Here is a 24,146-nt window from a genome sequence, read left to right as displayed (position 1 = left end):
CGCAACGGAGATCACCACCCGGAGCCGCGGTACGGGACGGCCGGTACGGAGGGGGGCGGGCACCCCCGCCGTACCGGCCACGGCCCCGCGAAGGGCCGCAGCGCCGCGTGATAGCTTGCAGGCGCCAGTCACACTCCACGTGGAGTCAGGGAATCCGGTGCGAATCCGGAGCTGACGCGCAGCGGTGAGGGGGACGGGCGGGGCCACGGCCACTGGGACACCCTCGGGTGCCCCGGGAAGGCGCCCCGTCCGGACGAACCCGAGTCCGAAGACCTGCTGGCACACCGCTTCCGTACCGGGAGCGGAACTTCGTACCGGGCTCCGCGCATGAGCCCAGAGACGCCGAGGGACTCCGTGCCGCCCATAGCCAGCACCGTACGCCGAACCACCCTGCTCATGACCGCACTTGTCCTGCTGACCGCCTGCGGCGGCACCGGTCCCACCGGAGCCACCTCGGACGGGAGCGGCTCCGGCCGTCCGGTGACGCTGAAGAACTGCGGACGCACCGTCACCGTCGACTCCCCTCCGCGCCACGCGGTCTCCCTGGACCAGGGATCGACCGAGATCCTGCTCTCCCTGGGGCTCGCCGACCGGATCGCCGCCACCTCCACCTGGACCGACCCGGTGATGAAGGGCCTGGAGAAGGAGGAGGCGAAGATCCCGCGCATCGCGGAGAACCGCCCCTCCTCGGAGAAGGTCCTCGCCCAGGAACCCGACTTCGTGAGCGCCTCGTTCGCCTCGACCCTGGGCAAGGGCGGCGTCGCACCCCGCGAGCAGTTCGAGGACCTGGGAGTGCCCACCTACGTCTCGCCCGCCGACTGCACGGCCAAGGACAACAGCGGCGGTGGCGACGGCTCCCGTACGAAGCCCCTCACGATGGACGGCGTCTACACCGAAGTGAGAGAACTGGCGAGGGTGTTCGGCGTGCCCGAGCGGGGTGACGCACTCGTCGCCCGCCTCGAGTCCCGTATCACCGCGGCGACCGACGGCATCGACGCCTCCGGCACCACGCTGCTCTACTGGTTCGCCAACTCCGAGGCCCCCTACATGGCGGGCTGCTGCGGAGCGCCCGGCATCATCACCCGGGAGCTCGGCGCGAGGAACGCCTTCGACGACACCCGCGAGGAGTGGCCCCAGATCAACTGGGAGACCGTCGCCGACCGTGACCCCGACGTCCTGGTCATCGGCGACCTGACCCGGAAGTCGCAGACGGCGGAGAGCGCCGCGAAGAAGATCGCCTTCCTGGAGTCCAACCCCGCCACGAAGAACATGGACGCCGTCCGGCACAAGCGGTACGTCCTGCTCAGCGGGCAGGCCATGAACCCGTCCATCCGGACCGTGGAGGGCGTGGAGCGCGTCGCCGCCGGTCTGCGCTCCTTCGGGCTCGCCGGGTGACCGGCACCGCTCAGACCCCGGCCGTCCGCACCGGGCCGTCCCTCCCGGCCGGGGCGCCCGGCGCCCGCCTCGTGCGCCAGGGTCTCCTGTGGACCGCGGGGACGGCCCTCCTGCTCCTGTCCGTCGCGGTCGCCGTGACGATCGGTCCCGCCCGTATCTCCGTGTCCGACGTCTGGTCCGCCGTCGGCTCGCACCTCGGTCTCACCGGCGCACGGCTGACCCCGATCCGCGACGGCATCATCTGGAACCTGCGGATGCCCCGCACCCTGCTCGCGGCGGTGTGCGGGGCCGGGCTCGCGGTGTGCGGCACGGTCATGCAGTCGCTGCTGCGCAACCCGCTCGCCGACCCGTTCGTCCTCGGCGTCTCGTCCGGGGCGTCCACCGGCGCGGTCGTGGTCGTCGTCCTGGGTGCCGGAGGGGGAGCGGTGTCGATCTCGGCCGGAGCGTTCGCCGGGGCACTGTGCTCCTTCGCCCTGGTCCTGCTGCTCAGCCACACCCTCGGCGGCTCCACCGACCGTGTCGTCCTGTCCGGAGTCGCGGCCATGCAGCTCTTCTCCGCGCTCACCTCCTTCGTGGTGATGACCGCGGCCGACGCCGAGCAGACCCGGGGCGTGCTGTTCTGGCTGCTCGGCTCGCTGAGCGGGGTCGGCTGGGCAGACGTGTGGACCTGCTCGGCCGTCCTGGCCGTGACCCTGCTGATCTGCCTGGGCCACGCCCGGACCCTCGACGCCTTCGCCTTCGGCCAGGACGCGGCGGCAGCCCTCGGGGTGCACGTGGCCCGCACCCGGCTCGTGCTGCTCTGCACGACCGCACTGCTGACGGCGGCTCTGGTCAGCTCGGCAGGGGCGATCGGGTTCGTCGGTCTCGTCCTGCCGCACGCCGCGCGGGCGCTCGCCGGTTCGGGGCACCGGCGGCTGCTGCCGCTGACCGCCCTGGCCGGAGCCGTCTTCCTGGTCTGGGTCGACACCCTCGCCAGGACGGTCCTCGACCCGCAGGAGGTGCCGGTCGGGGTGGTGACCTCGCTCATCGGGGTGCCCGCCTTCGTGCTGATCCTCCACCGCACCCGGAGGAGCGCGTGAACCGGCGGCAGCACCCGGCCCCGCCCCGGCCCCTCGGGGCCGGGCCCGGCGAGGGCCTGCGGGCCTCCCGGGTCGGGAGGGAGGCCGGGGGACGGATCGTCCTGGACGGGGTGAGCATCGCGCCGCCGCCCGGTTCCACGGTCGGACTCCTCGGCCCGAACGGCTCCGGCAAGACGACCCTACTCAGGGTGATGGCGGGCGTGCTCGCCCCCGGCCACGGCGTCGTCACCCTCGACGGCCGCACGCTCGCCGAAACGGGTCGCAGGGGCGTCGCGCGCCGGGTGGCGGTCGTCGACCAGCACGCCGTGACCCAGGTGGAGATGAACGTGGCGGACGTCGTACGCCTCGGCCGCATCCCGCACCGGCGCGCCTGGGCCGCTCCGGGGCCCGAGGACGAGGACACCGTACGCGAGGCGCTGGCGCGCACCGGGCTCGCCGACCGGGCCGGGCAGTCCTGGCACACCCTGTCCGGCGGGGAGCGCCAGCGCGTGCAGATCGCGCGGGCCCTGGCCCAGCGGCCCCGCGAACTCCTGCTGGACGAGCCGACGAACCACCTGGACATCCAGCACCAGCTGGAACTGCTCTCCCTGATCACCGCGCTGCCCGTCACCGCGGTGATCGCGCTGCACGACCTCAATCTGGCTGCGATGTTCTGCGACCGGGTCACGGTGATGAAGGACGGGCGGGTGGTGGCCGGCGGAACGCCCTCGGACGTGATCACCGAGGAACTCATCGCCGACGTCTACCGCGTCCGTGCGGTGGTGACACCCGAAGGACCGGAGGGCAGGCCCTCGGTGCGGTTCCTCCCGGGCGAAACCGCGCCCGGCCGGTTCTGACAGGCCCGTCGGCAGCCGGACAGGCCCTGAGGAGCAGGACCGTGGGCCCACGGAGGCACGCGGGTACGGCACACGAGAGGGCGGGCCCGTGACCGACCGGGACCGCCCCTCGCTGATGTCGCGCGGCCTGCCGCCGCTGGGTGAGGGGTCAGCGGCGGCGTCCCCGGCCGAACTCGCCGCCCATGTCCTTGCCGCTGCCCGTGTCCTTGCCGTCCGCGTAGTCGATCTTCTCCTTGCGGAGCTCGGCGGAGACTTCCTTCTGCTCGGTGACCTTGCTGGTTTCGAGACGGACCCGCTCCACCGGGACCGCCTCCTTGCGGACGGTGGCGCGTTCGGCGTGCAGGGTGACCTCGACGTCCTGTTCGCCGAGCTCGCTCGTGCCCTTCGCACCCGTGGCCCGCTCGCCCGGCTGCAGAGGTTCGCGCACCACGCGCACCTCCTCGTGGGACACGGGCACCGTGCGCGTGACGTTCTCGGTCACGACGTACTTGTGCAGGCGCGCGCGTCCGCTCTCGTACTCCTCCGTACCGACCTGGAGCTGTTCCTCGGACCGGATCATCTCCTCGCGGCCTCCGGCGCCCGCGGCGGACCGCTCGGCTCCGGCTCCGGCGAGCGGGCGGGACGTGGAGGAGGTGTCCATGTCGCGGTGCCTGCCCGCCCCGGCACCGGTGGTGCCCATGCCGGCGGTCGTGCCAGAGGATTTCGCCTGGCCGGCCGAGGTGGTGCGAGCGGTACCCGCGGCACCGGCCGCGCCGGCTGCTCCCATGGCTCCCGTTCCGGTCCCGGACGTCGTGCGCGCGTCGCCGCCCGCTCCGGCGTGACCGGTGGTCTTCCTGGTCATCCCGTAGTGCCGGTAGAGCTCCTCCTCCTCGGAGACGGAGAGGTGCGCGTCGGCGTCCACCCGGGGGGCTTCCTTGACGCGGTCCTTCGGGTGCGAGACGTGCAGGTCGGAGCCCACGCGGCGGGCTCCGGCAAGCGGTACGAAGCTCTCCTTCATGCCGAACATGCCGGTCTTGACCGTGATCCAGTCGGGCTTGCCGGTGTCGTCGTCGACGTACACCCGTCCCACCGTGCCGACCTTCTCGCCGTCACTGTCGTAGACGGTCAGACCGTCGAGTTCGCCGGAATCCGTGAAACCGTCAGCGGCTCCCATGGCCGATTCCTCCTCGCCCGGGCGCGTCCTGTGGGTGGGTCCACCTGGGGTGGCGCGTCCGGATTCCATCGCGCCTCACCCGGATGGTCGGTGCAACCTCCCGGCCGGGGCGGCGAGCGGCCGAGGCCACCCGGGAGGGGCGGTTGACCCCGCTGCGCGCGGCTGTCGCCCCTTCGGACGCGTTACGCCATTCGGGTGAGCGGCCTCCTGGATGCGGCGTGGGGGCGCCCCGGGGCCGCCCGTATGATCGACGCGCCGTTGCCGACCGTCGGCAGGCCCGTTCACCGGGGGGTACGCCATCGCCACCACAGGCCTCCGCCTGCCCGCGCAGCGCGGCGAGCTCCTCGCCCGGCAGGAGGACGGCCTCGGCCTGCACCACCTGGTCTGGCGGCTGGGACCCGGCTGGCGGGTGTGCAGCAGTGCCGTGCTCGGCGGGGGGATCGGCCCGCGCACGTGGATCCTCAACGCCCAGGTGCCGGGCGGCTACCCCCGGCTCGACCCGGGTCGCCACCTCACGGAGATCGCCGCGGCCGAGGCGCTCCGAGGCCCCGGGGCCGGTCTGATGACGGCAGCGGACGTCACCGCGTACACCGTCGCGGAGGACGGCGGCGTGACCGCGACCGTCACCAGCGGTCTCGGTGTACGGGGCTGGGCCGCCGCTCCCGCCGAAGGCTCCGAAGGCCCCCTTCCCCCGGGCACCGTGAACATCGTGGTGACCCTCCCCGTCGCCCTCTCCGACGCCGCCCTCGTCAACGCGGTGGCGACCGCCACCGAGGCCAAGGTGCAGGCCCTGGTGGAGGCCGGACTCGACTGCTCGGGTACACCGACGGACGCGGTGTGCGTCGCCGCGCCGGAGCCGGGGGACGGGCCCGGCGAACCGTTCGCGGGTCCGCGCTCACTCTGGGGCGCACGACTCGCCAGAGCCGTGCACGCCGCCGTTCTGGAGGGTGCCCTGCGGCAGTCTTGAGACCCACCCGGTCCTGAGACCGCCCCGCACCGACGAAGGGAACCTCCCCATGACCACCGCATCCTCCGCGGACGCCGCCCCCGGCACGCCGACCGTCGCGGTCCTCGGCACCGGGATCATGGGATCCGGTATGGCCCGCAGCCTGCTCAGGGCGCAGCTCCCCGTGCGCGCCTGGAACCGTACGCGGGCCAAGGCGGAGCCTCTGTCAGCCCACGGTGCCACCGTGACGGACACGGCCGAGGAGGCGGTGCGGGGAGCCGACGTCGTGCTCACCGCGCTGAACGACGGCCCCTCCGTGGCCGAGACCCTCACCGCGGCGGCTCCCGGTCTGCGCCCCGGGCAGGTCTGGCTGCAGAGCAGCACCGTCGGACTGGACGCCACGACCGATCTGGTCCACCGGGCCGCCGGGATGGGGCTCGTCTACCTCGACGCCCCGGTCCTCGGCACGAAGCAGCCGGCGGAGCAGGGCACTCTCACCGTGTTCGTCTCCGGCCCGTCGAGCGCCCGCGCCGCGGCGCTGCCCGTCCTGGACGCGATCGGGCAGCGGACCGTGTGGGTGGGCGAGGAGCCCGGGGCCGCCACCCGGCTCAAACTCGTCGCCAACACCTGGGTGATCAACCTGGTCAACGGCGCGGCGGAGTGCCTGAACCTCGCCGAGGGTCTGGGGCTCGACCCGCAGCTGTTCCTGGACTCGATGAAGGGCGGCCCGCTGGACACGCCCTATCTCCAGAACAAGTCGGCGGCGGTGCTCTCCGGCGATCTCACCCCCAGCTTCGCCCTCTCCACGGCGCTCAAGGACTCACGGCTGATCCTCGAGGCCGCCGAGTCGGCCGGTGTGCGGCTCGACCTGGTCGCCGCCTCCGCCGAGCGGTTCAGCCGGGCCGAGGCGGCCGGACACGGCGGCCAGGACATGATCGCCACGTACTACGCGGGCCGTTCCGCATAGTCGCTCAGACCACGGTCACCGGGTGCCGCACCACCGCGTCGAAGAGGTAGCCCTGCGTGTTGTGGGCGGTCGTCGCGGGCTGGGTGCGGCCCGACCGGTCCGTGGCCCGGGCGAGCAGCACCGCGGGACCCACCGCCGCCGGAACCCAGTGGGCCGTCCAGCGGACCCAGCTCCCGGCCCGGGGCTCGTCCCGCAGCCGGGCAGGACGCCAGGTGCCGCCGCCGTCCGTGCTGACCTCGACCGAGCGCACCGGCGCGCCCCCCGACCACGAGCGGCCGGTGAGCAGGTGCCCGCGGTGGGCGGTGAAGGTGGCACCCTGGGCCAGCTCGAACGCGCTCTTGAGCGTCTGGCGGCTGAGCGGGGCGCTGCCCTCGGGCGGGTAGCCGGGCCCGAACAACCGGTACAGGCCGGTGTTCCAGGGGCTCAGCAACGGCTCCGCGCTCACCTCGATGTCGCCCACCCACTTGATGTTGGCGATGCCCACCCAGGACGGCACGATCAGCCGGACCGGAGCGCCGTGGTCGGGCGGCAGGGGCTCGCCGTTCATCTCGTAGGCGAGGAGTACGTCGTCCAGGGCCTTCGCCACCGGGAGAGGTCGGCGGACCCGGCCCAGATTCGTGCCGTCGCTGACCACCTCGGCATCCAGTCCGCGCGGCAGCACGTCGACCGCGTGTCTGCCGATCCCCGCCCGGCGCAGCACGTCGGCCAGCCGGACCCCGCGCCACCGCGCGGTCCCGATCGCGCCGAGCGTCCACGCCGTGCCGCCGACCGGCTGGTTCTGCTGCGTGGTGAAGAAGCTCCGGCCGTTGCCCGCGCACTCGACGAAGGCCGTCCGGGTGACGGACGGCAGCGCGCGGAGCGCCTCGTAGGTGAAGTCGGCCGGGGCGCCCGTCAGCCCGCTGCCCCAGACGGTCAGCTTCCAGCTGTCCGGATCGAGGACCGGTGTCGAGGTGTGGTTGCGGACGAAGAAGCGGTCGGCCGGAGTGAGCAGGCCGGTGTCCCGCAGTGCCGCGAAGTTCGTCTCCGCGTTGGTGCCACGGATGGTGAACAGCTCAGGGGGCAACGGCTTCACCACCCCCGCCAGGGACTGTGCCGCGCGGGCGGGGGAGGCGGCGGCAGGTACGAGCGGGGCGGCCACCGAGGCCGCGGCGACCAGTTTCAGCAGGTCACGCCGGTCGATCCCGGCCGATCTCGCGCGACCGCGGGACCACTGCCCCAGCCGCAGCCGGTCGTACACGGCTTCGGACGGCGGTACGGACGTCATGGGCGCTCCAGGGGATGAGGCCGGGGGAGGCGCCCGGCGACCGGGCGGTCGGGCCCGCCCCGCGCGGCCCGCGACGGCGGCCGGGCGGATACCGCCGACGCCGGCCCCCGGCGTTCGGCGGCTGCTGGTCAGTGACCGTAGACGGCGCCCGGGGCCGTACGGAAGCGACGGGGGCACGTGGCCACGAAGCTGCAACGCCGCCGCAACACACGGCGTGGGACCGCTCCCGGTGGTCCGGGGGCGGTCCCACGCCTTCTGCCGCGGAGGCTCGCTCAGTCCTGCGTGAACATGCCGCTGCGCAACGTGCGCAGGATGCGGCTGAGCAGCCGTGAGACGTGCATCTGCGAGATGCCGAGCTCTTCACCGATCTGAGCCTGTGTCATCTCCAGGCCGAACCGCATGTCGATGATGCGGCGCTCCCGTGCGTCCAGCTCGCCCAGCAGCGGGGCGAGCGTATGGAGGTTCTCCACCGACTCCATCGCGGGATCCGGTTCACCCAGCACGTCCGCGTAGGTCCGCGCGCCGATCGCCCGGCCCGCGGGCTCCGCCGAGTCGGCCGGCATGTCCAGCGAGCCGGCCGTGTAGCCGTTGGCCGCGACGATGCCTTCGGTGACCTCTTCCTCCTCCAGTCCGAGGTGCTCGGCGAGCTCCCGCACGGTCGGGTCCCGGTCGAGGCCCGCCGCGAGCCTCTCCTTCGCCTTCGCCAGGTCCACCCGCAGCTCCTGCAGCCTGCGGGGCACATGGACCGACCAGGTGGTGTCGCGGAAGAAGCGCTTGATCTCGCCGACGATGTACGGCACCGCGAACGACGTGAACTCGACCTCGCGGGAGAGGTCGAAGCGGTCGATGGCCTTGATCAGGCCGATGGTGCCGACCTGGACGATGTCCTCCATGTCGCCACTGCCGCGGTTGCGGAAGCGCCCCGCGGCGAACCGTACGAGGGAGAGGTTCATCTCGATCAGCGTGTTCCGGGCGTACTGGTACTCGTGCGTGCCCTCGTCCAGAGTCTGCAGACGGTCGAAGAACAGCTTCGACAGCCGGCGCGCGTCCTGCGGCGCGACCTGCCCGGCGTCCTCGATCCAGGGAAGCCCGTCCGAGACGCCTGCCCGTTCCGCAGCCGTGGTCCGTGCGATGTCCGCCGTCATCACGTCACGCTCCTCAGGTCGTGGGCGTCGAGGACAGGCGCCTGCCCGATGGAGGCCAACTCATGCACGCGAAAGCCGTTTTGAGCCAGAACCGCCGCGTCATTGGCCGGGAATCGTCGAGAGCGTCCCCGGGGCCCGGGACTGCGAGGTGCTCCTGTGTGCGAGAGCGCACAGGACCGCCCCACCGGTACGGGGGAGCCCGGTGGGGCGGCCGTATCCAGAGTGCCACAGCCGGGGGCTCGTTGGGGCCGTATCCGGATCAGTGGGTGCACGATTCGCCGTCCCCGTCCGGGTGCCCCGGCCGGTGCCCCCGCACGCGTGGGCCCCGACGCCGGGCGCGCGCTCGGATTGCACGTTTATGAACAGAGGGCGACCCGGGAATAGGTACGGGGCGCAGCTGGCTTTCACCCCTGTCGCCGGCCGTCGATGCCACCCGGAGAGAGCCCATGCCCGAGGCCACACCACTGCCCGCCCCCCTGTCCGCGCACGGGCCCGGAGGTGAGCAGGCCCATCCCCTGGACAACCCCTCCTGGTCCTCGCTGACCGGCCCCCACGCCCACTTCGCCGAGCGGCGCGGGCGCATCCTGCGCTATCCGCCCGACGTCACCCCCTGGCTCGCCCTCCCGGAACGGCCGGACGCCCAGGACTGGGCCGACGTCGCCGCGCTCTCGGGCCCCGGGGCGTCCGTCGCCATCACGGCCTTCCAGGAGCCCCCGCCGGCCGACTGGGAGATCGTCTTCCACGCGGAGGGCGTGCAGATGGTGGACCAGGACGTCGACGCGGCGCCCGACCCCCAAGCGGTCCGCCTCGGCCCCGCCGACGTGCCGGAGATGCTGGAGCTGGTCGAGCGCACCAGGCCAGGCCCGTTCCTGCCGCGCACGGTCGAACTGGGCACGTATCTCGGGATCCGCCGCTCCGGGGTCCTGGTCGCCATGGCCGGGGAACGGCTGCACCCGACCGGGTGGACCGAGATCAGCGGTGTCTGCACCGACGACTCCGTACGGGGCCAAGGGCTCGCGAGCCGGCTCATCAGGGCCGTCGCCCACGGCATCAGGGAGCGCGGCGAGACCCCCTTCCTGCACGCGGCGGCCTCCAACACCGGCGCCGTCCGGCTCTACGAGAACCTCGGCTTCGCGCTGCGCCGCAGGACCTCCTTCCTCGGCGCCGTCGTCCCGGCCCGCACCGGGGCGGACGGGGACGCCAGGACCCCGGACCGGGGGACGGGTAGCTTGGAACAGGTGGGACGGTAGGGACGGACATGCGGGAGGCGCGGCGTGGTCATGGGGCTCCGGCGCCGGTCTGCGGCGCGCAGCGCGTCTCCGCCCGGGGCGGCCCCGGGCGAGGCGTCCGCGGGCGCCTCGCGGATCGGGAACTGGGCACTCGCCCTCTGGCTCCTCCTGCTGACCGTCGCGGTGGTCCTGCTCGACAGTCTCACCGGTAACGACCTCCCCCTCATCCCGCTGCTGGTCGTGCTGCCCGCACTGGCCTCGGTGTTCTGCACCGTCCGCCAGACCACCGCCGTGGCGGTATGGGTCATGCTGATCGTCGTGGGGTCCCGCATCGTCTCGACCGAGGCGTTCTGGGACGTGGTCTTCCTCCTCGGCTTCACGGCCCTCGCCAGCGCGCTGGGGGTGGTGGCGTGCGCCGCGCGCATCCGGCACGCGACGGAGGTGGCCAGGCTGCGCACGGCCGCCGTGGCGCTCCAGCGCCAGATCCTGCGCCCGCTCCCGATCGTCACGCGGCAGATCTGTGCCCACGGCCTCTACGCGCCGATCGAGGAGGACCGCTTCGTGGGCGGCGACATCTACGAGGTGGTCCAGTCGCCCCACGGGACACGGGTGATCATCGGAGACGTGCAGGGCAAGGGGCTTCAGGCGATCGGCGCGGGTTTCGCCGCCCTGGGGGCGTTCCGGGAGGCCGCCGTGCGGGAGCACGAACTCACCGCCGTGGCCGACGCCGTCGAGGACGCCGTCGTCCGGCACAACGCCTTCTCCGCCGAGACGGGCGAGACCGAGCGCTTCGTCACCGCCCTGGTCCTCGGTTTCGACGACGGCGACCGCGTCCAGGTCGTCAACTGCGGCCATCTCCCGCCCAGAATGCTGCACGACGGGCGGGCGACACCGGTCACCCTGCACGAGACGTCCGTACCCCTGGGCATCGGGGGGCTCAGCGGCGAGGCGCGCGTCGCCGAGACGTTCGCGCTCCCCGACGGCGCCGCCCTGATGGTCTACACCGACGGGGTGACCGAGGCGCGCGACGCGAACGGAGCCTTCTACCCCTTCGACGAGCGGCTCGGCACCTGGTCGGCGTGCGAGCCACCGCAGGTGCTGGAGGCGCTCCTGGCGGACCTGGAGGAGTTCTCCGGCGGGGTGCGGCGTGACGACGTCGCCGTCCTTGTGCTCAGCAGACCTCCCAAGGACGACAGCCCGGCGCCGCCGCCCGGGGCCGGGGCCGGGGCCATGGAGAGTCCCACGAGGCCGGGCCCGCACCGCTCTTGACGCATCCCGGTCCCTCCGGAACGCTCAGGGCGCTGCCGCAGGCAAAGGCATCGTGCCCGCGCCTCCTGGCAGGCGGCGTCGAGAGCGCCACCGGTCTCCGCGCCTACGCCTCGGACCACCGGTCCGAGGCGTAGGCACCTGGTACGTCACCTGATCTCCTCCTGTCCCGCCCACGTCGGCAAGGGCGGTCACAGCGCGGACTGCCCCGACCAGGCGTGGCCGCGCACCGGCGCACAGTCCTGTCAGGGCACCCCCGTCGGCACCCATCCGGCCCGCGTGAAGCACGTCGTCACCGGCTCCGGCCGCGACGGCAGGCCGGCCTGGACCGCGCCCGTGGCCGCCTCTCGCCGGGCAGCGGCGCGGGCTCCTCCCGGCACGGCTGGTCACCCGCCCGGCGGCCGTGCTGGTCCTGGACGAGCCGATCAACCACCTCGCCCCGGCCGCGGAGCTGGAGGCCGCGCTCGGACGGCACCGGGGGCGGTCGTGGTCGTCTCGCACGACCGCGGGCTTTCGCGCCCGCTTCACCGGCGACCGCCTGGAGATCCGGCCGGACCGGGTGGTGGCGGCCCGCGGGGCCTACGCCCCGGGGCCCGGGAGGCCGCCGCGTACGTGAGCGAGGAGCCGCTCCACGAAGACCCGCTGGCCCGCCACCAGCCGTTCGAGGGCTTCGTCCGGCGTGCACCAGGCGAACCGGTCCATCTCCGGGAACTCCCGCAGCACACCGGACCCCTTCGGCCACTCCATGGTGAACGTGCCGGGGACGGCGCCGGCAGGGTCGAGATCGGCCTCCACGGCCCAGACGGTCACCGTCTTGCCGCCCGACTGCCGTGACTCGCCGAGGGCGACCCACTCGCCCTCGGGAAGGGGCAGGCCGAATTCCTCCCCGAACTCCCGGCGGGCGGCGGCGGCAGGCTCCTCGCCCGGTTCGTACTCGCCCTTGGGGACGGACCAGGCCGCCGCCTCCCGGTGGGCCCAGAAGGGTCCGCCCATGTGGCCGATCAGCACCTCGGCGTCCGGCCCGCCGTCGGCGCCGGGGACGACGCGGAAGAGCAGGATCCCCGCACTGCGCTTGACTGTCGACATGTCGTCAAGTGTGCCGCCCGGTCCGGCGCGAGGCCACCCGTCCGGCAAGCAGAACCGCTGAGACGAGGCGCGCCTAGGGTCACTCCATCGCCGCACACTGTTCCTCCTGATGTCCCCGTTGCCCTCTGGTGCGTCCCCCCTCGCGCGGTCATGCTGTCGGCCGACAGCGCGATTCGCGCGCAATCCGCTCCGCACCAGGAGGATTTGTGGGCCCAGGCACCTTCCGCAGCACGCTGCGTCCCCTCGTGCTGCTGGCGACCGTGGCCGGGCTGACGGCCGGAGCCGTCGTACCCGCCGCCGCCGACACGACTCCGGACCCCCGCCCGTACACCACCGCCGAGATCCTCAGACCCGTCGCCCCGCCCGCCGCGAGCGGGCCCTCGGCTGAGGCGAAGTCCGTCCTGGACGGTGACGGCATCGAGACGGCCCGCACGTCCCGGCCCGTCGCCCCCGGCGTCCGCCTGAGCTCGTACGACCGTCTGGAATCGGACAAGTGGCTGCGGGTCGACACCCTCTCCGTCGACCTGGACGGCAGCGACGTGCGCGCCGACTACCTCTCCTCGGGCAAGGTCGCGGACCGGCACACGGTCTCCGAGCTCGCCGCCGGGCACGACGCCGGCCGGGGCCGTCGCACCGTCGCGGCGATCAACGCGGACTTCTTCGACATCAACCAGACGGGCGCGCCCCAGGGCCCCGGCATCGAGGACGGCGCTCCCGTCCACTCGCCGGCCCCGGGCGTCAACCGGGCGGTGGGCATCGGGCCGGAGAACGCGGGCCGGATCCTCGAGCTGTACTTCGAGGGCACCCTGACTCTCCCCTCGGGTGCGCATCCGCTGGCCGCTTACAACGCCGCGAACGTACCGGCGCAGGGTGTCGGCGCCTACACGCCGGCCTGGGGGAGCGCGGACCGCGCGCTGACCGTCGACGCCGCGCAGCCCGTGGCCGAAGTGGCCGTACGCGACGGCTCGGTGGTCTCCGTGTCCGGCTCCCCGGGGTCGGGGCCCGTGCCGGAGGACACCGTGATCCTCGTCGGCCGTGAGGCGGGGGCCGCCCTGCTGCGCGCGCTGGAGCCCGGCGACCCGGTCTCGCTCGAGTACCACGCGCGCACCGACGGCGGGCCGGTGCCGCGCACCGCGGTGGGCGGGCGGGAGCTGCTCGTCGTCGACGGCGTGGCGCAGAACCACGACGGCGAGGGCAACAACACCGCGGCGCCCCGCACCGCCGTCGGGTTCTCAAAGGACGGCCGCACCATGCAGGTCGTCACGGTCGACGGCCGCCAGGCCGACAGCGGCGGTGTCACCCTCACCGAACTCGGCGAGATGATGCGTGGGGCAGGCGCGTACAGCGCCCTGAACCTCGACGGAGGAGGCTCCTCCACCCTCGTCGCCCGTGAGCCGGGCACCGACGCACTCCAGGTCGAGAACAGCCCTTCCGACGGCAGTGAGCGCACCGTGCCCAACGGTCTCGCGCTGACGGCCCCCGACGGCAGCGGCCGGCTCGAAGGGTTCTGGGTCGGCACGCGCACGCCGGCCGGCGCCGCCCCCGGCGACGACCCGGTGACCGGCGGCCACCCCGAGCGGGTCTTCCCCGGCCTGACCCGGTCGCTCACCGCGGCCGGTCACGACGAGACGTACGGTCCAGCCGCGGGCACCCCGCGCTGGCGTGCCGTCAGCCCGGCGATCGGCGGCGTCGACCAGGACGGGACGTTCACCGCACGCCGCGGCGGAACGACCGCCGTGCGGGCCGAACGGGCGGGAGCCCACGGCGAGACCCGGCTCACGGTCCTCGGCCCGCTGGCGCGGATCCGGCCCACCACCCCACGGGTCGGACTCGCGGACGGGGAGGCCACCGGCGTCTTCGGCGTCGTCGGCTTCGACGCCCACGGCACGAGCGCCCCGATCGAACCAGGCGACCTCACCCTCGACTACGACCACGCGCTCTTCGCCGTCGAGGACGACGGCAAGGGGTCCTTCACCGTACGGTCCCTCACCGGCACCGGAGCGGGACGGATCGAAGCCACCGTGGCGGGCGTCAGCACCACCCTCGCGGTGAGCGTCGGCCTCACCGACCGGACGGTCGCCGGGTTCGAGGACGCGGCATCCTGGAAGTTCAGCCAGGCACGCGCCGAGGGTTCGCTCGCCGAGACGCCCGACGGGCACACCGGCACCGGACTCCGGCTCACCTACGACTTCACCCGCTCCACCGCCACCCGCGCCGCATACGCGGCCCCGCCGCAGCCGATCGTGGTGGCGGACCGGCCGCAGTCGTACGCCCTCTGGATCAAGGGCGACGGCAACGGCGCCTGGCCGACGCTGCACCTGAAGGACGCGGCGGGTTCGGACCAGCTGCTGCGCGGGCCCTACATCACCTGGACGGGCTGGCGGCAGGTCACCTTCGCCGTGCCGGCGGGCGCGCCCACCCCGCTGTCCGTCCACCGCTTCTACCTCGCCGAGACCGCGGCCGCCCGCCAGTACACCGGCGAGATCGTCGTCGACGACCTGTCCGCCCAGGTTCCGCCCCGCGTCGAGATCCCTGAACAGCCCCTGCCGGCGGATCCGCTGATCGACTCCGCGGCGACGACAGAGGGCAGGGACTGGCAGTTCGCCGTGATGTCCGACGCACAGTTCGTCGCGCGTGCCCCCGACAGCCCCGTCGTCCAGCAGGCCCGCCGGACCCTGCATGAGATCAAGGCGGCGCGGCCCGACTTCCTGGTCGTCAACGGCGACCTCGTGGACGAGGGATCGCCCGCCGACCTCGCCTTCGCCCGCCAGGTCCTGGAGGAGGAGCTGGGTGACGGGCTTCCCTGGTACTACGTCCCCGGGAACCACGAGGTGATGGGCGGCACGATCGGCAACTTCGTCACCCAGTTCGGCCCCGCGCAGCGCACGTTCGACCACGAGGGCACCCGCGTCATCACGCTCGACACGTCGAGTCTCAGCCTGCGCGGGGGAGGCTTCGCACAGATCAAGGAGGTGCGCGCCCAGCTGGACGCGGCGGCGGGGGACCGGTCCGTCGGCTCGGTGATGCTGATCGAACACGTACCGCCCCGCGACCCGACCGTGCAGAAGGGCAGTCAGCTGAGCGACCGCAAGGAGGCGGCGCTCGTGGAGCGGTGGCTCGCCGACTTCCGCCGTACGACGGGCAAGGGCGCGGCCCTGATCGGCAGCCACGTGGGGGTCTTCCACGCCGCGCACGTCGACGGCGTCCCGTACCTGGTCAACGGCAACTCGGGCAAGGCACCGGCAGGCCCCGCGGACGAGGGTGGCTTCACTGGCTGGAGTCTGATCGGCGCCGACCGCGTGTCGCCCGTGGAGCAGGCGGCGGCGCGCAGGCAGCCGTGGCTCGGCGGCCCCGACTGGGTCTCGGCCCAGACCCGCGCCCATGTCGACGAGCTGTCCCTGGACGCGCCCGCCACGCTGGTCGCGGGTCAGCGCACACGGATCGAGGCGCGCGTCGTCCAGGGAGCGCGGGCCGTGCCCGTCGCCTTCCCGCTCAGCGCGGACTGGACCGGCTCCCCCGATCTCCACATCGGCGCGGCGGACCGGGCCCGGGGCCGGCACGTCGCGACGCTCGACCCGGTCACGGGCACTCTCACCGCGCTCCGGCCGGGCACCGTCACCCTGGCGGTGACCGTCAACGGCACCACCCGGCAGGTACGGATCGGGATCACGGCCGCGGCGGTGGCGCCCGCGGCCTGACGCGTGGGCGCGCACCGTGGCCGCCTCGACCGCGCGGCTCCCGGACCGTCCCGGGAGCCGGATCGAGGCGGGCGGCAGCCAGTACTTCGGCTTCCAGGGTGCCTACACCGGCACCCACGCCAAGGCCGCCCCGTTCACGCTCAACGGGGCCACCCGCACGGTGGCCTGAGCCCTCGTGGCGCCCCGGGCCGGGCGGCTGCTCCGCCGTGCGTCCTGCCCGGGACCCACGCCCGGCAGGCCCACCGCGGAGCCCGGACCCGGGCCGTGCCCGGCAGGGCGTGCGGCGCGTCCCGCCCCGAGCCGTGTCCGCCGGCGCCCTGAGCCGCGCGCCCGGCAGACGCGCGCCGGCCGTCCCTCCCCGCGGGGGCGGCCGGCGCGGCTGCAGCGCTCAGGTCTTCCGGTATCCGTACGCGTCCGTGGCCGCCGCCTCCACGGTGTCCAGATCGCCCCCGGCCGACGCCGTGACCAGTGCGGCCACCGCGCCCTCGACGAAGGGCGCGTCCACCAGCCGTGCCCCGGGCGGGAGTTCGTCGCCGTCCGCCAGCATGGACTTCACCGTCAGCACCGCGCTCCCGAGGTCGACGAGCAACGCGACCCCGGCGCCCCGGTCGACCGCCCTGGCCGCCTCGGCGATCAGTTCCGTACTCGTCCCCAGGCCTCCGGCCGAGGTCCCGCCGGCCGCTGCCACCGGTGCCGTCGCACCACCGGCCGCCAGCCCCTTGGCCAACTCGGCCACGGCCTGCGCCACCGGCGCACTGTGCGAGACCAGCACGATCCCGACCTGCTCCTCGTCGGTCATGCCGCCCCTTCCCCGCCCGGCTCCCCGGCCTCCGCGAGCGCCCCGACCAGCAGGGCGGCCGAGGCCGCCCCCGGATCCTGGTGCCCGATGCTGCGCTCGCCCAGATAGCTCGCCCTGCCCTTGTGCGCCCGCAGCGGAACGGTCGCCAGCGCCCCCGCGAGCGCCGCGTCACCGGCCTCCCCGAACGAGGATTCCAGTACCTCGACGGCCGGGAGCAGGGCGTCCAGCATCGTCTTGTCCCCGGCCCGCGCGCCGCCGAGCTGTGCCACCGCCGCGACACCCGTCCCGAGAGCCGCCGCCAACTGGCCGACGGTCACCTCCGCGTCGTCGCCCAGCGCTTTGCCCGTGCGGCGCAGCAGGGTTCCGTACAGGGGACCGGACGCGCCGCCGACCGTGGAGATCAGCTGACGCCCGGCCGACGTCAGTACGGCGCCCGGCGTGGCGGGTTCCTCCTTCTCCAGTACCTCGCACACCGCGTTGAAGCCGCGGCGCATGTTCATCCCGTGGTCGGCGTCCCCGATCGCGGCGTCGAGCTCCGTCAGCCGGTCCGCCTCCCGGTCGACGGCTGCCGCGGTGGCGCTCATCCAGCGGCGGAAGAAATCGGTGTCGAGCACAAGAACTCCTGTTCCTCGGACGGTGGTTCCTCGCGCGGTGCTTCTCACGGCCAGGGGCGGGCAGGCCCCCCTCACCGGCCCCAGCGGAGGGCGGGTGTCTCCACCGGGGAGTCCCACAGGCGCAGCATCTCCTCGTCCACCTGGCAGAGCGTCACCGAACAGCCCGCCATGTCGAGCGACGTCACGTAGTTCCCCACCAGGGTACGAGCCACCGACACGCCCCGCTCGGACAGCACCCGCCGCACTTCCGCGGTGAACCCGTACAGCTCCAGCAGCGGGGTCGCGCCCATCCCGTTGACCAGGACCAGCACGGGCCCGCTGGGCCGCAGGTCCTCGAGCACCGCGTGGACGGCGAAGTCGGCGATCTCGCCGGAGGTCATCATCGGGCGGCGTTCCCGGCCGGGCTCGCCGTGGATGCCGATGCCCAACTCCATTTCACCGGACGGGAGATCGAAGATCGGCGAGCCCTTCGCCGGTGTGGTGACGGAGCTGAGGGCGACCCCGAAGCTCCGGGAGGACTCATTCACCCTGCGCGCCACGGACTCCACCCGCTCCAGCGGCGCGCCCTCGTCGGCCAGTGCGCCGGCGATCTTCTCGACGAACAGGGTCGCCCCGGTGCCCCGCCGTCCCGCCGTGAACGTGCTGTCCGCCACCGCGACGTCGTCGTCGACCACGACCCGGGCGACCTGGATTCCCTCGTCCTCGGCGAGCTCGGCGGCCATCTCGAAGTTCAGCACGTCGCCCGTGTAGTTCTTCACGACGAACAGCACCCCCGCGCCGCTGTCGACAGCGGCGGCGGCACGCACCATCTGGTCGGGCACCGGCGAGGTGAAGATCTCGCCGGGACACGCGGCCGACAGCATGCCGGGCCCGACGAACCCCGCGTGCAGCGGTTCGTGCCCGGACCCGCCACCGGAGACCAGCGCCACCTTTCCGGGGACCGGGGCGTCACGGCGGACGACGAGACGGTTCTCGGGGTCCACGACCAGCTCGGGGTGGGCCGCGGCCATTCCGCGCAGTCCGTCCGCGACGACGGTCTCCGGCACGTTGATGAGCATGCGCAACGGTTCCTCCTGGGGAGAGCTCCGGCCGTCCGGTCGGGCCGGCCGTCAGCGTGAATCCGGTCCTCGTGTCTCAGCTGCGTACGCCCCCCAGTATCGAAGACGGCCGCGTGATCGGGAAGCGACGCGTCGGGGGCCGCCCCCGCCGCGTCGCCTCCGCCACCGGCCGTGTCTTACGGTCCGGTGACGTGGGCGCGCCGCACCGTCCCGCGCTCTCCGGGCGGCCTAGCGTGGCGGCCATGCGTGTACTGGTCACCGGCGGAGCCGGGTTCATCGGGTCGTCCATCGTCCGGACGCTCGCCTCGGGCGGGCACGAGCCGGTGGTCCTCGACGCACTGCTGCCCTCCGCGCACGGGCCCGCCGGGCCCGGGCGCTCCGTGGACGACCCCCTGCCGTCAGGTGTCCGGACGATCGTGGGGGACGTACGGGACCGGGACACGGTGGCCGGAGCGCTGGCCGGGGTGGACGCCGTCTGCCACCAGGCGGCCATGGTCGGCCTCGGCAAGGACTTCGCCGACGCCCCGGAGTACGTCGGCTGCAACGACCTCGGCACCGCCGTGCTGCTCGCCGGGATGGCGGCGGCCGGGGTCCGGGACCTGGTGCTCGCCGGCTCGATGGTGGTCTACGGCGAAGGGCGGTACGACTGCCCCCGGCACGGTGCGGTCAGGCCGGGTCCCAGGGCTGTCGCCGACCTCGACGCCGGACAGTTCGAGCCGCGCTGCCCGGCGTGCGGCGCGGAACTGGTGCCGGGTCTGGTCACCGAGGACGCGGCGGGCGACCCGCGCAACGTCTACGCGGCGACCAAGCTGGCACAGGAACACCTCGCCGCCGCGTGGACACGCGCCACGGGCGGGCGGGCCGTCGCGCTGCGCTACCACAACGTGTACGGGCCGGGGATGCCGCGGGACACCCCGTACGCCGGGGTCGCGTCCTTCTTCCGTTCCGCCCTGGCACGCGGCGAGGCCCCCCGGGTGTTCGAGGATGGCGGTCAGCGGCGCGACTTCGTGCACGTGCGGGACGTGGCCTCGGCCAACGCCGTGGCACTCGCGGCGCTGCGGGAGCGCGAGCCGGGCACCTTCGACGCCTACAACACCGGAAGCGGCACACCGCACACCATCGGCGAGATGGCCCGCGCCCTGGCCGCGGCCCACGGTGGTCCCGCCCCCGTCGTCACCGGTGAGTACCGGCTCGGCGACGTCCGCCACGTGACCGCGGACTCGCGCCGCCTGCGCGACGAGCTCGGCTGGAAGCCGGAGACGGACTTCGGCGAGGGGATGCGGGAATTCGCCACGGCGCTCCTGAGGGCACGGGCGGACCGGTGACGGAGGGCCGGGGGCGGCCCCGGCTCAGCCCCGCGCGGCGGGGAGAGTGACTTCGAAGCAGCAGCCGCCGGCCACGTTCCGCACGTCCGCCCGGCCGGAGTGCGCCTCGACGATCCCCCGGACGATGGCGAGGCCGAGGCCCGCCCCGGCGGGCGGCGTGCGGGCCGGGCTGCCCCTCCACCCCGTGTCGAACACGCGCGCGAGGTCCTCCTCGGGGATCCCGCCGCAGCCGTCGGTCACCGAGAGCACGAGACCGTCGGATGAGCTCTGCGCGGCCACCGCGACCGTTCCGTCGGCGGGGGTCCGCCGGATCGCGTTGATCAGGAGGTTGCCCAGGACCCGGCTCATCTCCTTGCTGTCCACCTCCACGGGCACGGCGTCCACCCGGTCACCGATGAGACGGACCCCGTGTTCACGGGCCAGCGGATGGGCCCCGGCCAGCGCGTCGCCGACCAGGTCGTGGGCGGACACCCGGGTGGGAGCCAGGGTGAGTGACCCGGCATGGATCCGGGAGAGTTCGAAGAGATCGCCGACCATGTCGTTCATGCGCTCCACCTCCCTGCGAATCTGCCGCAGGTAACGGCCGGAGTCCTGGGCCAGGCCGTCCTCCAGGGCCTCGGACATGGCGCGCAGCCCGGTCAGAGGAGTCCGGAGGTCGTGCGAGATCCAGGCGACGAGCTCGCGGCGCGACCGCTCCAGGGCGCGCTCGCGCTCCCGGGAGCTCTCGAGCTTCGCGCTCGTCGCCGCCAGTTCACGGGTGAGCGCGTCGAGTTCGGCGGTGGACTGCCCCTCCGGCGCCGCGAACGTCCCCCCTTCCCCGAAGTCGCGGGCGGCCATCGTCAGGTCCCGGCTCCTGGCGGCCACCCAGCGGCCCAGCAGCATCGCCGTCGCGAGGGAGACGACGGCGGCCATGGCGACGACGGTGGTCACCACCGTCAGGTCGTGCGGGGAGAGGAACATCGCCCAGGCCACGGCCAGGGTCCCCGCCAGCATCGCCGTGACGGCCACCGCGGCGACCACGGTCAGGGAGACCACCAGGGGGCGGTGCCGGAGCAGCCGCAGGGCCAGGGCGCCCAGCAGCCCGGCCGTGACGGCGCCGAGAAGGGCGAGGAGGGCGATGAGCAGCAGGTCGGTCATGTGATCAGTTCCCGGGTACGTCGTCGTCCGGCAGGTCCAGGCGGTACCCCACGCCCCACACCGTCCGGATCAGAGCGGGACGGGCGGGGTCGGTCTCGACCTTGCCGCGCAGCCGGCGCACATGGACCGTCACGGTCGAGAGGTCGCCGAAGTCCCAGCCCCAGACCTCCCGCATCAGCTCCTCACGGGTGAAGGCCTGGCCCGGGTGGCTCAGGAAGAACACGAGCAGATCGAACTCCCGGAGGGTGAGAGCGAGGTCCTTCCCGTCACGGGTGGCGCGCCGGGCGAGCGGCTCCAGGCAGAGCCCGGCGCCGCTCAGCCGGGCGGGCGAGGACAGGTCCGTCCGCCGGCCCCGGCGAAGCACGGCCTCCACGCGCAGCACGAGCTCACGTGGGCTGAAGGGCTTGGTCACGTAGTCGTCCGCACCGGTCTCCAGACCGAGGATCCTGTCGTCCTCGTCCCCCCGCGCGGTGAGCATCACGACGGGCACGGGCCCCTGCGCGCGCATGCGCCGGCACACCTCGAAGCCGTCCATGCCGGGCAGCATCAGATCGAGCACCACCAGGTCGGGCCGCAGCGCCGCGAAACGCTCCAGGGCGGCGAGGCCGTCGCCCGCCCGCTCGACGTCGTAGCCCGCGCGTTCCAGGTATCCCGCGGCGACCTCCGCGACCGTCGGATCGTCGTCCACGACGAGGACGCGGCCGTGCGACACGCCGGGCCCGCGGCCCCCCGGTGAGGCGCCCCGGACGTTCGCGGGGGAGGGGGTGTTCTGCATGGTGCCACTGTGGCATCACCGGGCGTCCGTCCGGATGCCCCTGGGCGGCCACACGGTCGACGTCCACGTTTCGTAAGAACCTGAAGCCCGAAATGCCGGATTTCGCTCCGTAGGGTGATCGACGTGACCGACTCAGCACCGGCGGACCCCGCCCACCCCATCCGAGCCGACATCGTCCTGCCCTGCCTCGACGAGGCCGAGGCCCTGCCCCGGGTCCTGGCCCGCGTTCCCGAAGGGTGGCGGGCCATCGTCGTCGACAACGGATCCACCGACGGCTCGGCGGCCGTCGCGCGCTCGCTCGGTGCGACCGTCGTCCACGAACCGCGCCGTGGCTTCGGATCCGCCTGCCACGCCGGACTGCTCGCCGCCGAGGCGGAGTACGTCTGCTTCTGCGACTGCGACGGCTCGCTCGACCCGGCCCTGCTTCCCGGCTTCGTCCGGCGGATCGCCGAGGGGGAGAGCGACCTCCTTCTGGGCCGGCGCCGCCCCACGGCCTGCGGCGCCTGGCCCCTGCACGCCAGGCTGGGCAACATCGCGCTGTCCGGCATGCTCCGCCGCCGTACCGGTCTGCGGTTGCACGACCTCGGGCCGATGCGGGCCGCACGCCGCGAAGCGCTGCTGGCGCTCGACCTGACGGACCGTCGCAGCGGCTACCCGCTCCAGATGGTGGTGCGCGCCTCGGACGCCGGACTGCGCGTCGCCGAGACGGACGTGCCGTACCTCCCCCGGACGGGGAAGTCCAAGGTCACCGGTACCTGGCGGGGCACCTGGCACGCGGTGCGGGACATGCGGGCGGTGCTGCGGCAGCCCCGGCCCCCGGCCCCGTGGGGCGTCGCGGCGGAGGTGTCCCGGTGAGCGCACGGATGCCGGCCGCCGGCACGACGACGCTGCTCGTCATCGCCAAGGAGCCGGTCCCCGGCCGGGTCAAGACCCGGCTCACGCCGCCCTTCACTCCCGGCGAGGCCGCGGAACTCGCCGCCGCGGCGCTCGAGGACACCCTGCGGACCGTGCTCACCCTGCCCGCCCTGCGACGGGTCCTGGTCCTCGAAGGGCGCCCCGGCCCCTGGACGCCGTCGGGTTACGAGGTGCTGCCCCAGTGCGCAGGCACCCTCGACGCACGCATCGCGGCGGCCTTCGGCACCTGCACCGGACCGGCCCTGCTCATCGGCATGGACACCCCGCAGATCACCCCGTCGCTGCTGGCGCCGGCGCTCTCACCGGGCGGCTGGGACGGCTGCGACGCATGGTTCGGGCCGGCCGAGGACGGAGGCTTCTGGGCTCTGGGCCTCGCGGTCCCCGACCCCGGCCTCGTACGGGGCGTACCGATGTCCCGCCCCGACACGGGCGAGATCCAGCGGGCGCGCCTGACCGGCGCGGGCCTCGCCGTGCGGAACCTGCCCTCCCTGCGCGACGTGGACACCGCCGAGGACGCGCTGCACGTCGCCGCCGCCGCGCCCCGCGGCCGGTTCGCCGACACCCTCACCCGCCTCGGCGGGGCGGCGGTCCGATGAGCACGGTACTGCCGCCGGCGGGGCCGTCCTACGCTCCCTGGGGGGCCGATCCGTACGCGCGCGCGCTGACCAGCGGTCACGGCCCGCTCTTCCTCCGCCGGACGGACGGGTGGCTCCTGCCGCTGGACGTCGAACGCTGGTGCGCCGACGCCGATGCCGCCGATCTGTCGGCGCTCCGCCGCAGCGAGGGGCCGGTCATCGACATCGGCTGCGGCCCCGGGCGGCTGGTGGCGGCGCTGGCCGCGCGCGGGCACCGCGCGCTGGGCATCGACGTCAGCGAAGCCGCCATCGGACGCACCCAGCGGATGGGGGGTTCGGCGCTCCGCCGCAGTGTGTTCGAGCCGCTGCCCGGTGAGGGCCGTTGGGGTACGGCCCTGCTCATCGACGGCAACATCGGGATCGGCGGTGACCCCCGCGCCCTGCTCCGCCGGGTCGCCTCCGTGCTGGCCCCGGGCGGACTGCTCCTCACCGAGGCCGCGCCCCACGACGTGGACGAGCAGGTCCAGGTACGCATCGACGACGGCCGGGAGCCCGCTGGTGCGGCGCCCCCCTTCCCCTGGGCCCGCGCCGGGGTGTCCGCGCTGCTGGCGTACGCCCGGGCGGAGGACTGGAGGCCCGTCGATCAATGGGAGGCCGACGGCCGCCCGTTCCTCGCCTTCCGCCGCGCCCGGACGGTCCGGACGACCAGCCAGAGCGCCGACACGGCGAAGAGCGCGGCCGTGATCAGCAGCCAGTTCCCCAGGAACCTGTCGGGGGACATCCCGGCGGCAGGCTCGTAGCGCTCCGCGTGACGCGTGATCAGCGGGAACCACATCAGCAGGAGCAGCCCGGACAGCAGGAGCGGGACCCGTACGAAGTTCACC

22 protein-coding genes, 1 pseudogene and 1 riboswitch are annotated in these 24,146 nt (G+C 74.0%); of the genes and pseudogenes, 14 read left to right on the top strand and 9 right to left on the bottom strand.

Features of this window, described 5'->3' with window-relative positions; translation table 11 throughout:
- Positions 1-108: 108 nt before the first annotated feature.
- A riboswitch (cobalamin riboswitch) is annotated at positions 109-295 on the top strand.
- A 101-nt stretch (positions 296-396) separates the two neighbouring features.
- The 3 genes from ACFY8O_RS17855 to ACFY8O_RS17845 are packed head-to-tail and all read left to right on the top strand — an operon-like array spanning position 397 to position 3,310.
- Complete coding sequence (locus ACFY8O_RS17855) at positions 397-1,395, top strand: ABC transporter substrate-binding protein (RefSeq protein ID WP_387903322.1); 999 nt, start codon at positions 397-399, stop codon at positions 1,393-1,395.
- Entirely contained in the window at positions 1,392-2,474 is a 1,083-nt protein-coding gene (locus ACFY8O_RS17850; protein WP_145812824.1) for a FecCD family ABC transporter permease, read from the top strand. Before ACFY8O_RS17855 ends, ACFY8O_RS17850 begins: the two co-directional genes overlap by 4 nt.
- Positions 2,471-3,310 (top strand): ABC transporter ATP-binding protein, encoded by an 840-nt coding sequence (locus ACFY8O_RS17845; protein WP_387903319.1) that lies wholly within the window; start codon positions 2,471-2,473, stop codon positions 3,308-3,310. The genes ACFY8O_RS17850 and ACFY8O_RS17845 overlap by 4 nt, the downstream gene beginning before the upstream one ends.
- Before the next feature lie 148 nt (positions 3,311-3,458).
- Here ACFY8O_RS17845 and ACFY8O_RS17840 read toward each other — a convergent pair whose 3' ends face one another.
- Positions 3,459-4,463, bottom strand: a complete 1,005-nt coding sequence (locus ACFY8O_RS17840; RefSeq protein WP_387903316.1) for a PRC and DUF2382 domain-containing protein — start codon at positions 4,461-4,463, stop codon at positions 3,459-3,461.
- Positions 4,464-4,782: 319 nt separating this feature from the next.
- Here ACFY8O_RS17840 and ACFY8O_RS17835 point away from each other — a divergent pair, with 319 nt between their 5' ends.
- Both ACFY8O_RS17835 and ACFY8O_RS17830 read left to right on the top strand, forming a co-directional pair.
- Positions 4,783-5,430, top strand: coding sequence for an adenosylcobinamide amidohydrolase (locus ACFY8O_RS17835; RefSeq protein WP_387903725.1), 648 nt, complete (start codon positions 4,783-4,785; stop codon positions 5,428-5,430).
- Between the two features lie 49 nt (positions 5,431-5,479).
- Entirely contained in the window at positions 5,480-6,376 is an 897-nt protein-coding gene (locus tag ACFY8O_RS17830) for an NAD(P)-dependent oxidoreductase (RefSeq protein WP_387903313.1), read from the top strand.
- A 4-nt stretch (positions 6,377-6,380) separates the two neighbouring features.
- Here the strand turns inward: ACFY8O_RS17830 and ACFY8O_RS17825 are convergent, their stop codons facing one another.
- Together ACFY8O_RS17825 and ACFY8O_RS17820 are read right to left on the bottom strand one after the other, a co-directional pair.
- The gene (locus ACFY8O_RS17825; protein WP_387903310.1) at positions 6,381-7,640 is read right to left on the bottom strand and encodes a sulfite oxidase; all 1,260 of its coding nucleotides are present in this window, start codon (positions 7,638-7,640) and stop codon (positions 6,381-6,383) included.
- A 272-nt stretch (positions 7,641-7,912) separates the two neighbouring features.
- Positions 7,913-8,785, bottom strand: a complete 873-nt coding sequence (locus tag ACFY8O_RS17820) for an RNA polymerase sigma factor SigF (RefSeq protein WP_387903307.1) — start codon at positions 8,783-8,785, stop codon at positions 7,913-7,915.
- Between the two features lie 446 nt (positions 8,786-9,231).
- Between ACFY8O_RS17820 and ACFY8O_RS17815 the strand changes: the two genes are divergently transcribed.
- The 3 genes and pseudogenes from ACFY8O_RS17815 to ACFY8O_RS17805 all read left to right on the top strand — a co-directional run.
- Positions 9,232-10,035, top strand: coding sequence for a GNAT family N-acetyltransferase (locus ACFY8O_RS17815; RefSeq protein WP_387903304.1), 804 nt, complete (start codon positions 9,232-9,234; stop codon positions 10,033-10,035).
- 30 nt (positions 10,036-10,065) lie between these two features.
- A complete protein-coding gene (locus tag ACFY8O_RS17810; RefSeq protein ID WP_387903722.1) occupies positions 10,066-11,283 on the top strand; it encodes a PP2C family protein-serine/threonine phosphatase in 1,218 nt (405 codons plus the stop codon).
- 349 nt (positions 11,284-11,632) lie between these two features.
- Positions 11,633-11,896: pseudogene (locus ACFY8O_RS17805) on the top strand (ABC transporter ATP-binding protein); the annotation flags it as partial.
- Here the strand turns inward: ACFY8O_RS17805 and ACFY8O_RS17800 are convergent.
- Positions 11,860-12,366 carry an NUDIX domain-containing protein gene (locus tag ACFY8O_RS17800; protein WP_387903301.1) on the bottom strand — a complete coding sequence of 169 codons (507 nt, stop codon included), beginning with the start codon at positions 12,364-12,366 and terminating at the stop codon, positions 11,860-11,862. The pseudogene ACFY8O_RS17805 and the gene ACFY8O_RS17800 overlap by 37 nt on opposite strands.
- A gap of 206 nt (positions 12,367-12,572) precedes the next feature.
- On the opposite strand from ACFY8O_RS17800, the gene ACFY8O_RS17795 reads away from it, so the two are divergent.
- Positions 12,573-16,064, top strand: coding sequence for a phosphodiester glycosidase family protein (locus tag ACFY8O_RS17795; protein ID WP_387903298.1), 3,492 nt, complete (start codon positions 12,573-12,575; stop codon positions 16,062-16,064).
- A gap of 16 nt (positions 16,065-16,080) precedes the next feature.
- Entirely contained in the window at positions 16,081-16,233 is a 153-nt protein-coding gene (locus ACFY8O_RS17790) for a cellulose binding domain-containing protein (protein WP_387903295.1), read from the top strand.
- A 219-nt stretch (positions 16,234-16,452) separates the two neighbouring features.
- Here the strand turns inward: ACFY8O_RS17790 and ACFY8O_RS17785 are convergent, their stop codons facing one another.
- The 3 genes from ACFY8O_RS17785 to dhaK all read right to left on the bottom strand — a co-directional run bounded on the left by ACFY8O_RS17785 (position 16,453) and on the right by dhaK (position 18,541).
- Entirely contained in the window at positions 16,453-16,863 is a 411-nt protein-coding gene (locus ACFY8O_RS17785) for a PTS-dependent dihydroxyacetone kinase phosphotransferase subunit DhaM (RefSeq protein ID WP_145812801.1), read from the bottom strand.
- Positions 16,860-17,477 carry a dihydroxyacetone kinase subunit DhaL gene (dhaL, locus tag ACFY8O_RS17780; protein ID WP_387903292.1) on the bottom strand — a complete coding sequence of 206 codons (618 nt, stop codon included), beginning with the start codon at positions 17,475-17,477 and terminating at the stop codon, positions 16,860-16,862. The genes ACFY8O_RS17785 and dhaL overlap by 4 nt, the downstream gene beginning before the upstream one ends.
- 71 nt (positions 17,478-17,548) lie before the next feature.
- Entirely contained in the window at positions 17,549-18,541 is a 993-nt protein-coding gene (gene dhaK, locus ACFY8O_RS17775; protein ID WP_387903289.1) for a dihydroxyacetone kinase subunit DhaK, read from the bottom strand.
- 236 nt (positions 18,542-18,777) lie between these two features.
- Here dhaK and ACFY8O_RS17770 point away from each other — a divergent pair, with 236 nt between their 5' ends.
- A complete protein-coding gene (locus ACFY8O_RS17770) occupies positions 18,778-19,860 on the top strand; it encodes an NAD-dependent epimerase/dehydratase family protein (RefSeq protein ID WP_387903286.1) in 1,083 nt (360 codons plus the stop codon).
- A 24-nt stretch (positions 19,861-19,884) separates the two neighbouring features.
- Here the strand turns inward: ACFY8O_RS17770 and ACFY8O_RS17765 are convergent, their stop codons facing one another.
- Entirely contained in the window at positions 19,885-20,997 is a 1,113-nt protein-coding gene (locus ACFY8O_RS17765; protein WP_387903284.1) for a sensor histidine kinase, read from the bottom strand.
- Between the two features lie 4 nt (positions 20,998-21,001).
- The gene (locus tag ACFY8O_RS17760; protein WP_387903281.1) at positions 21,002-21,772 is read right to left on the bottom strand and encodes a response regulator transcription factor; all 771 of its coding nucleotides are present in this window, start codon (positions 21,770-21,772) and stop codon (positions 21,002-21,004) included.
- A gap of 123 nt (positions 21,773-21,895) precedes the next feature.
- Between ACFY8O_RS17760 and ACFY8O_RS17755 the strand changes: the two genes are divergently transcribed.
- Genes ACFY8O_RS17755 through ACFY8O_RS17745 form a run of 3 tightly spaced genes read left to right on the top strand, consistent with a single transcriptional unit; the run spans position 21,896 to position 24,062 of the window.
- A complete protein-coding gene (locus ACFY8O_RS17755) occupies positions 21,896-22,627 on the top strand; it encodes a glycosyltransferase family 2 protein (protein WP_387903279.1) in 732 nt (243 codons plus the stop codon).
- Between the two features lie 8 nt (positions 22,628-22,635).
- Positions 22,636-23,283 carry a TIGR04282 family arsenosugar biosynthesis glycosyltransferase gene (locus tag ACFY8O_RS17750; protein ID WP_387903719.1) on the top strand — a complete coding sequence of 216 codons (648 nt, stop codon included), beginning with the start codon at positions 22,636-22,638 and terminating at the stop codon, positions 23,281-23,283.
- Positions 23,280-24,062, top strand: coding sequence for a class I SAM-dependent methyltransferase (locus ACFY8O_RS17745; RefSeq protein WP_145812784.1), 783 nt, complete (start codon positions 23,280-23,282; stop codon positions 24,060-24,062). Before ACFY8O_RS17750 ends, ACFY8O_RS17745 begins: the two co-directional genes overlap by 4 nt.
- Positions 24,063-24,146: the final 84 nt, after the last annotated feature.

The organism is Streptomyces argenteolus, from assembly GCF_042902585.1.
Lineage (GTDB): Bacteria > Actinomycetota > Actinomycetes > Streptomycetales > Streptomycetaceae > Streptomyces > Streptomyces argenteolus.
The sequence above is the reverse complement of the archived record's forward strand: the minus strand, read 5'-3'. Positions and strand labels throughout refer to the sequence as shown.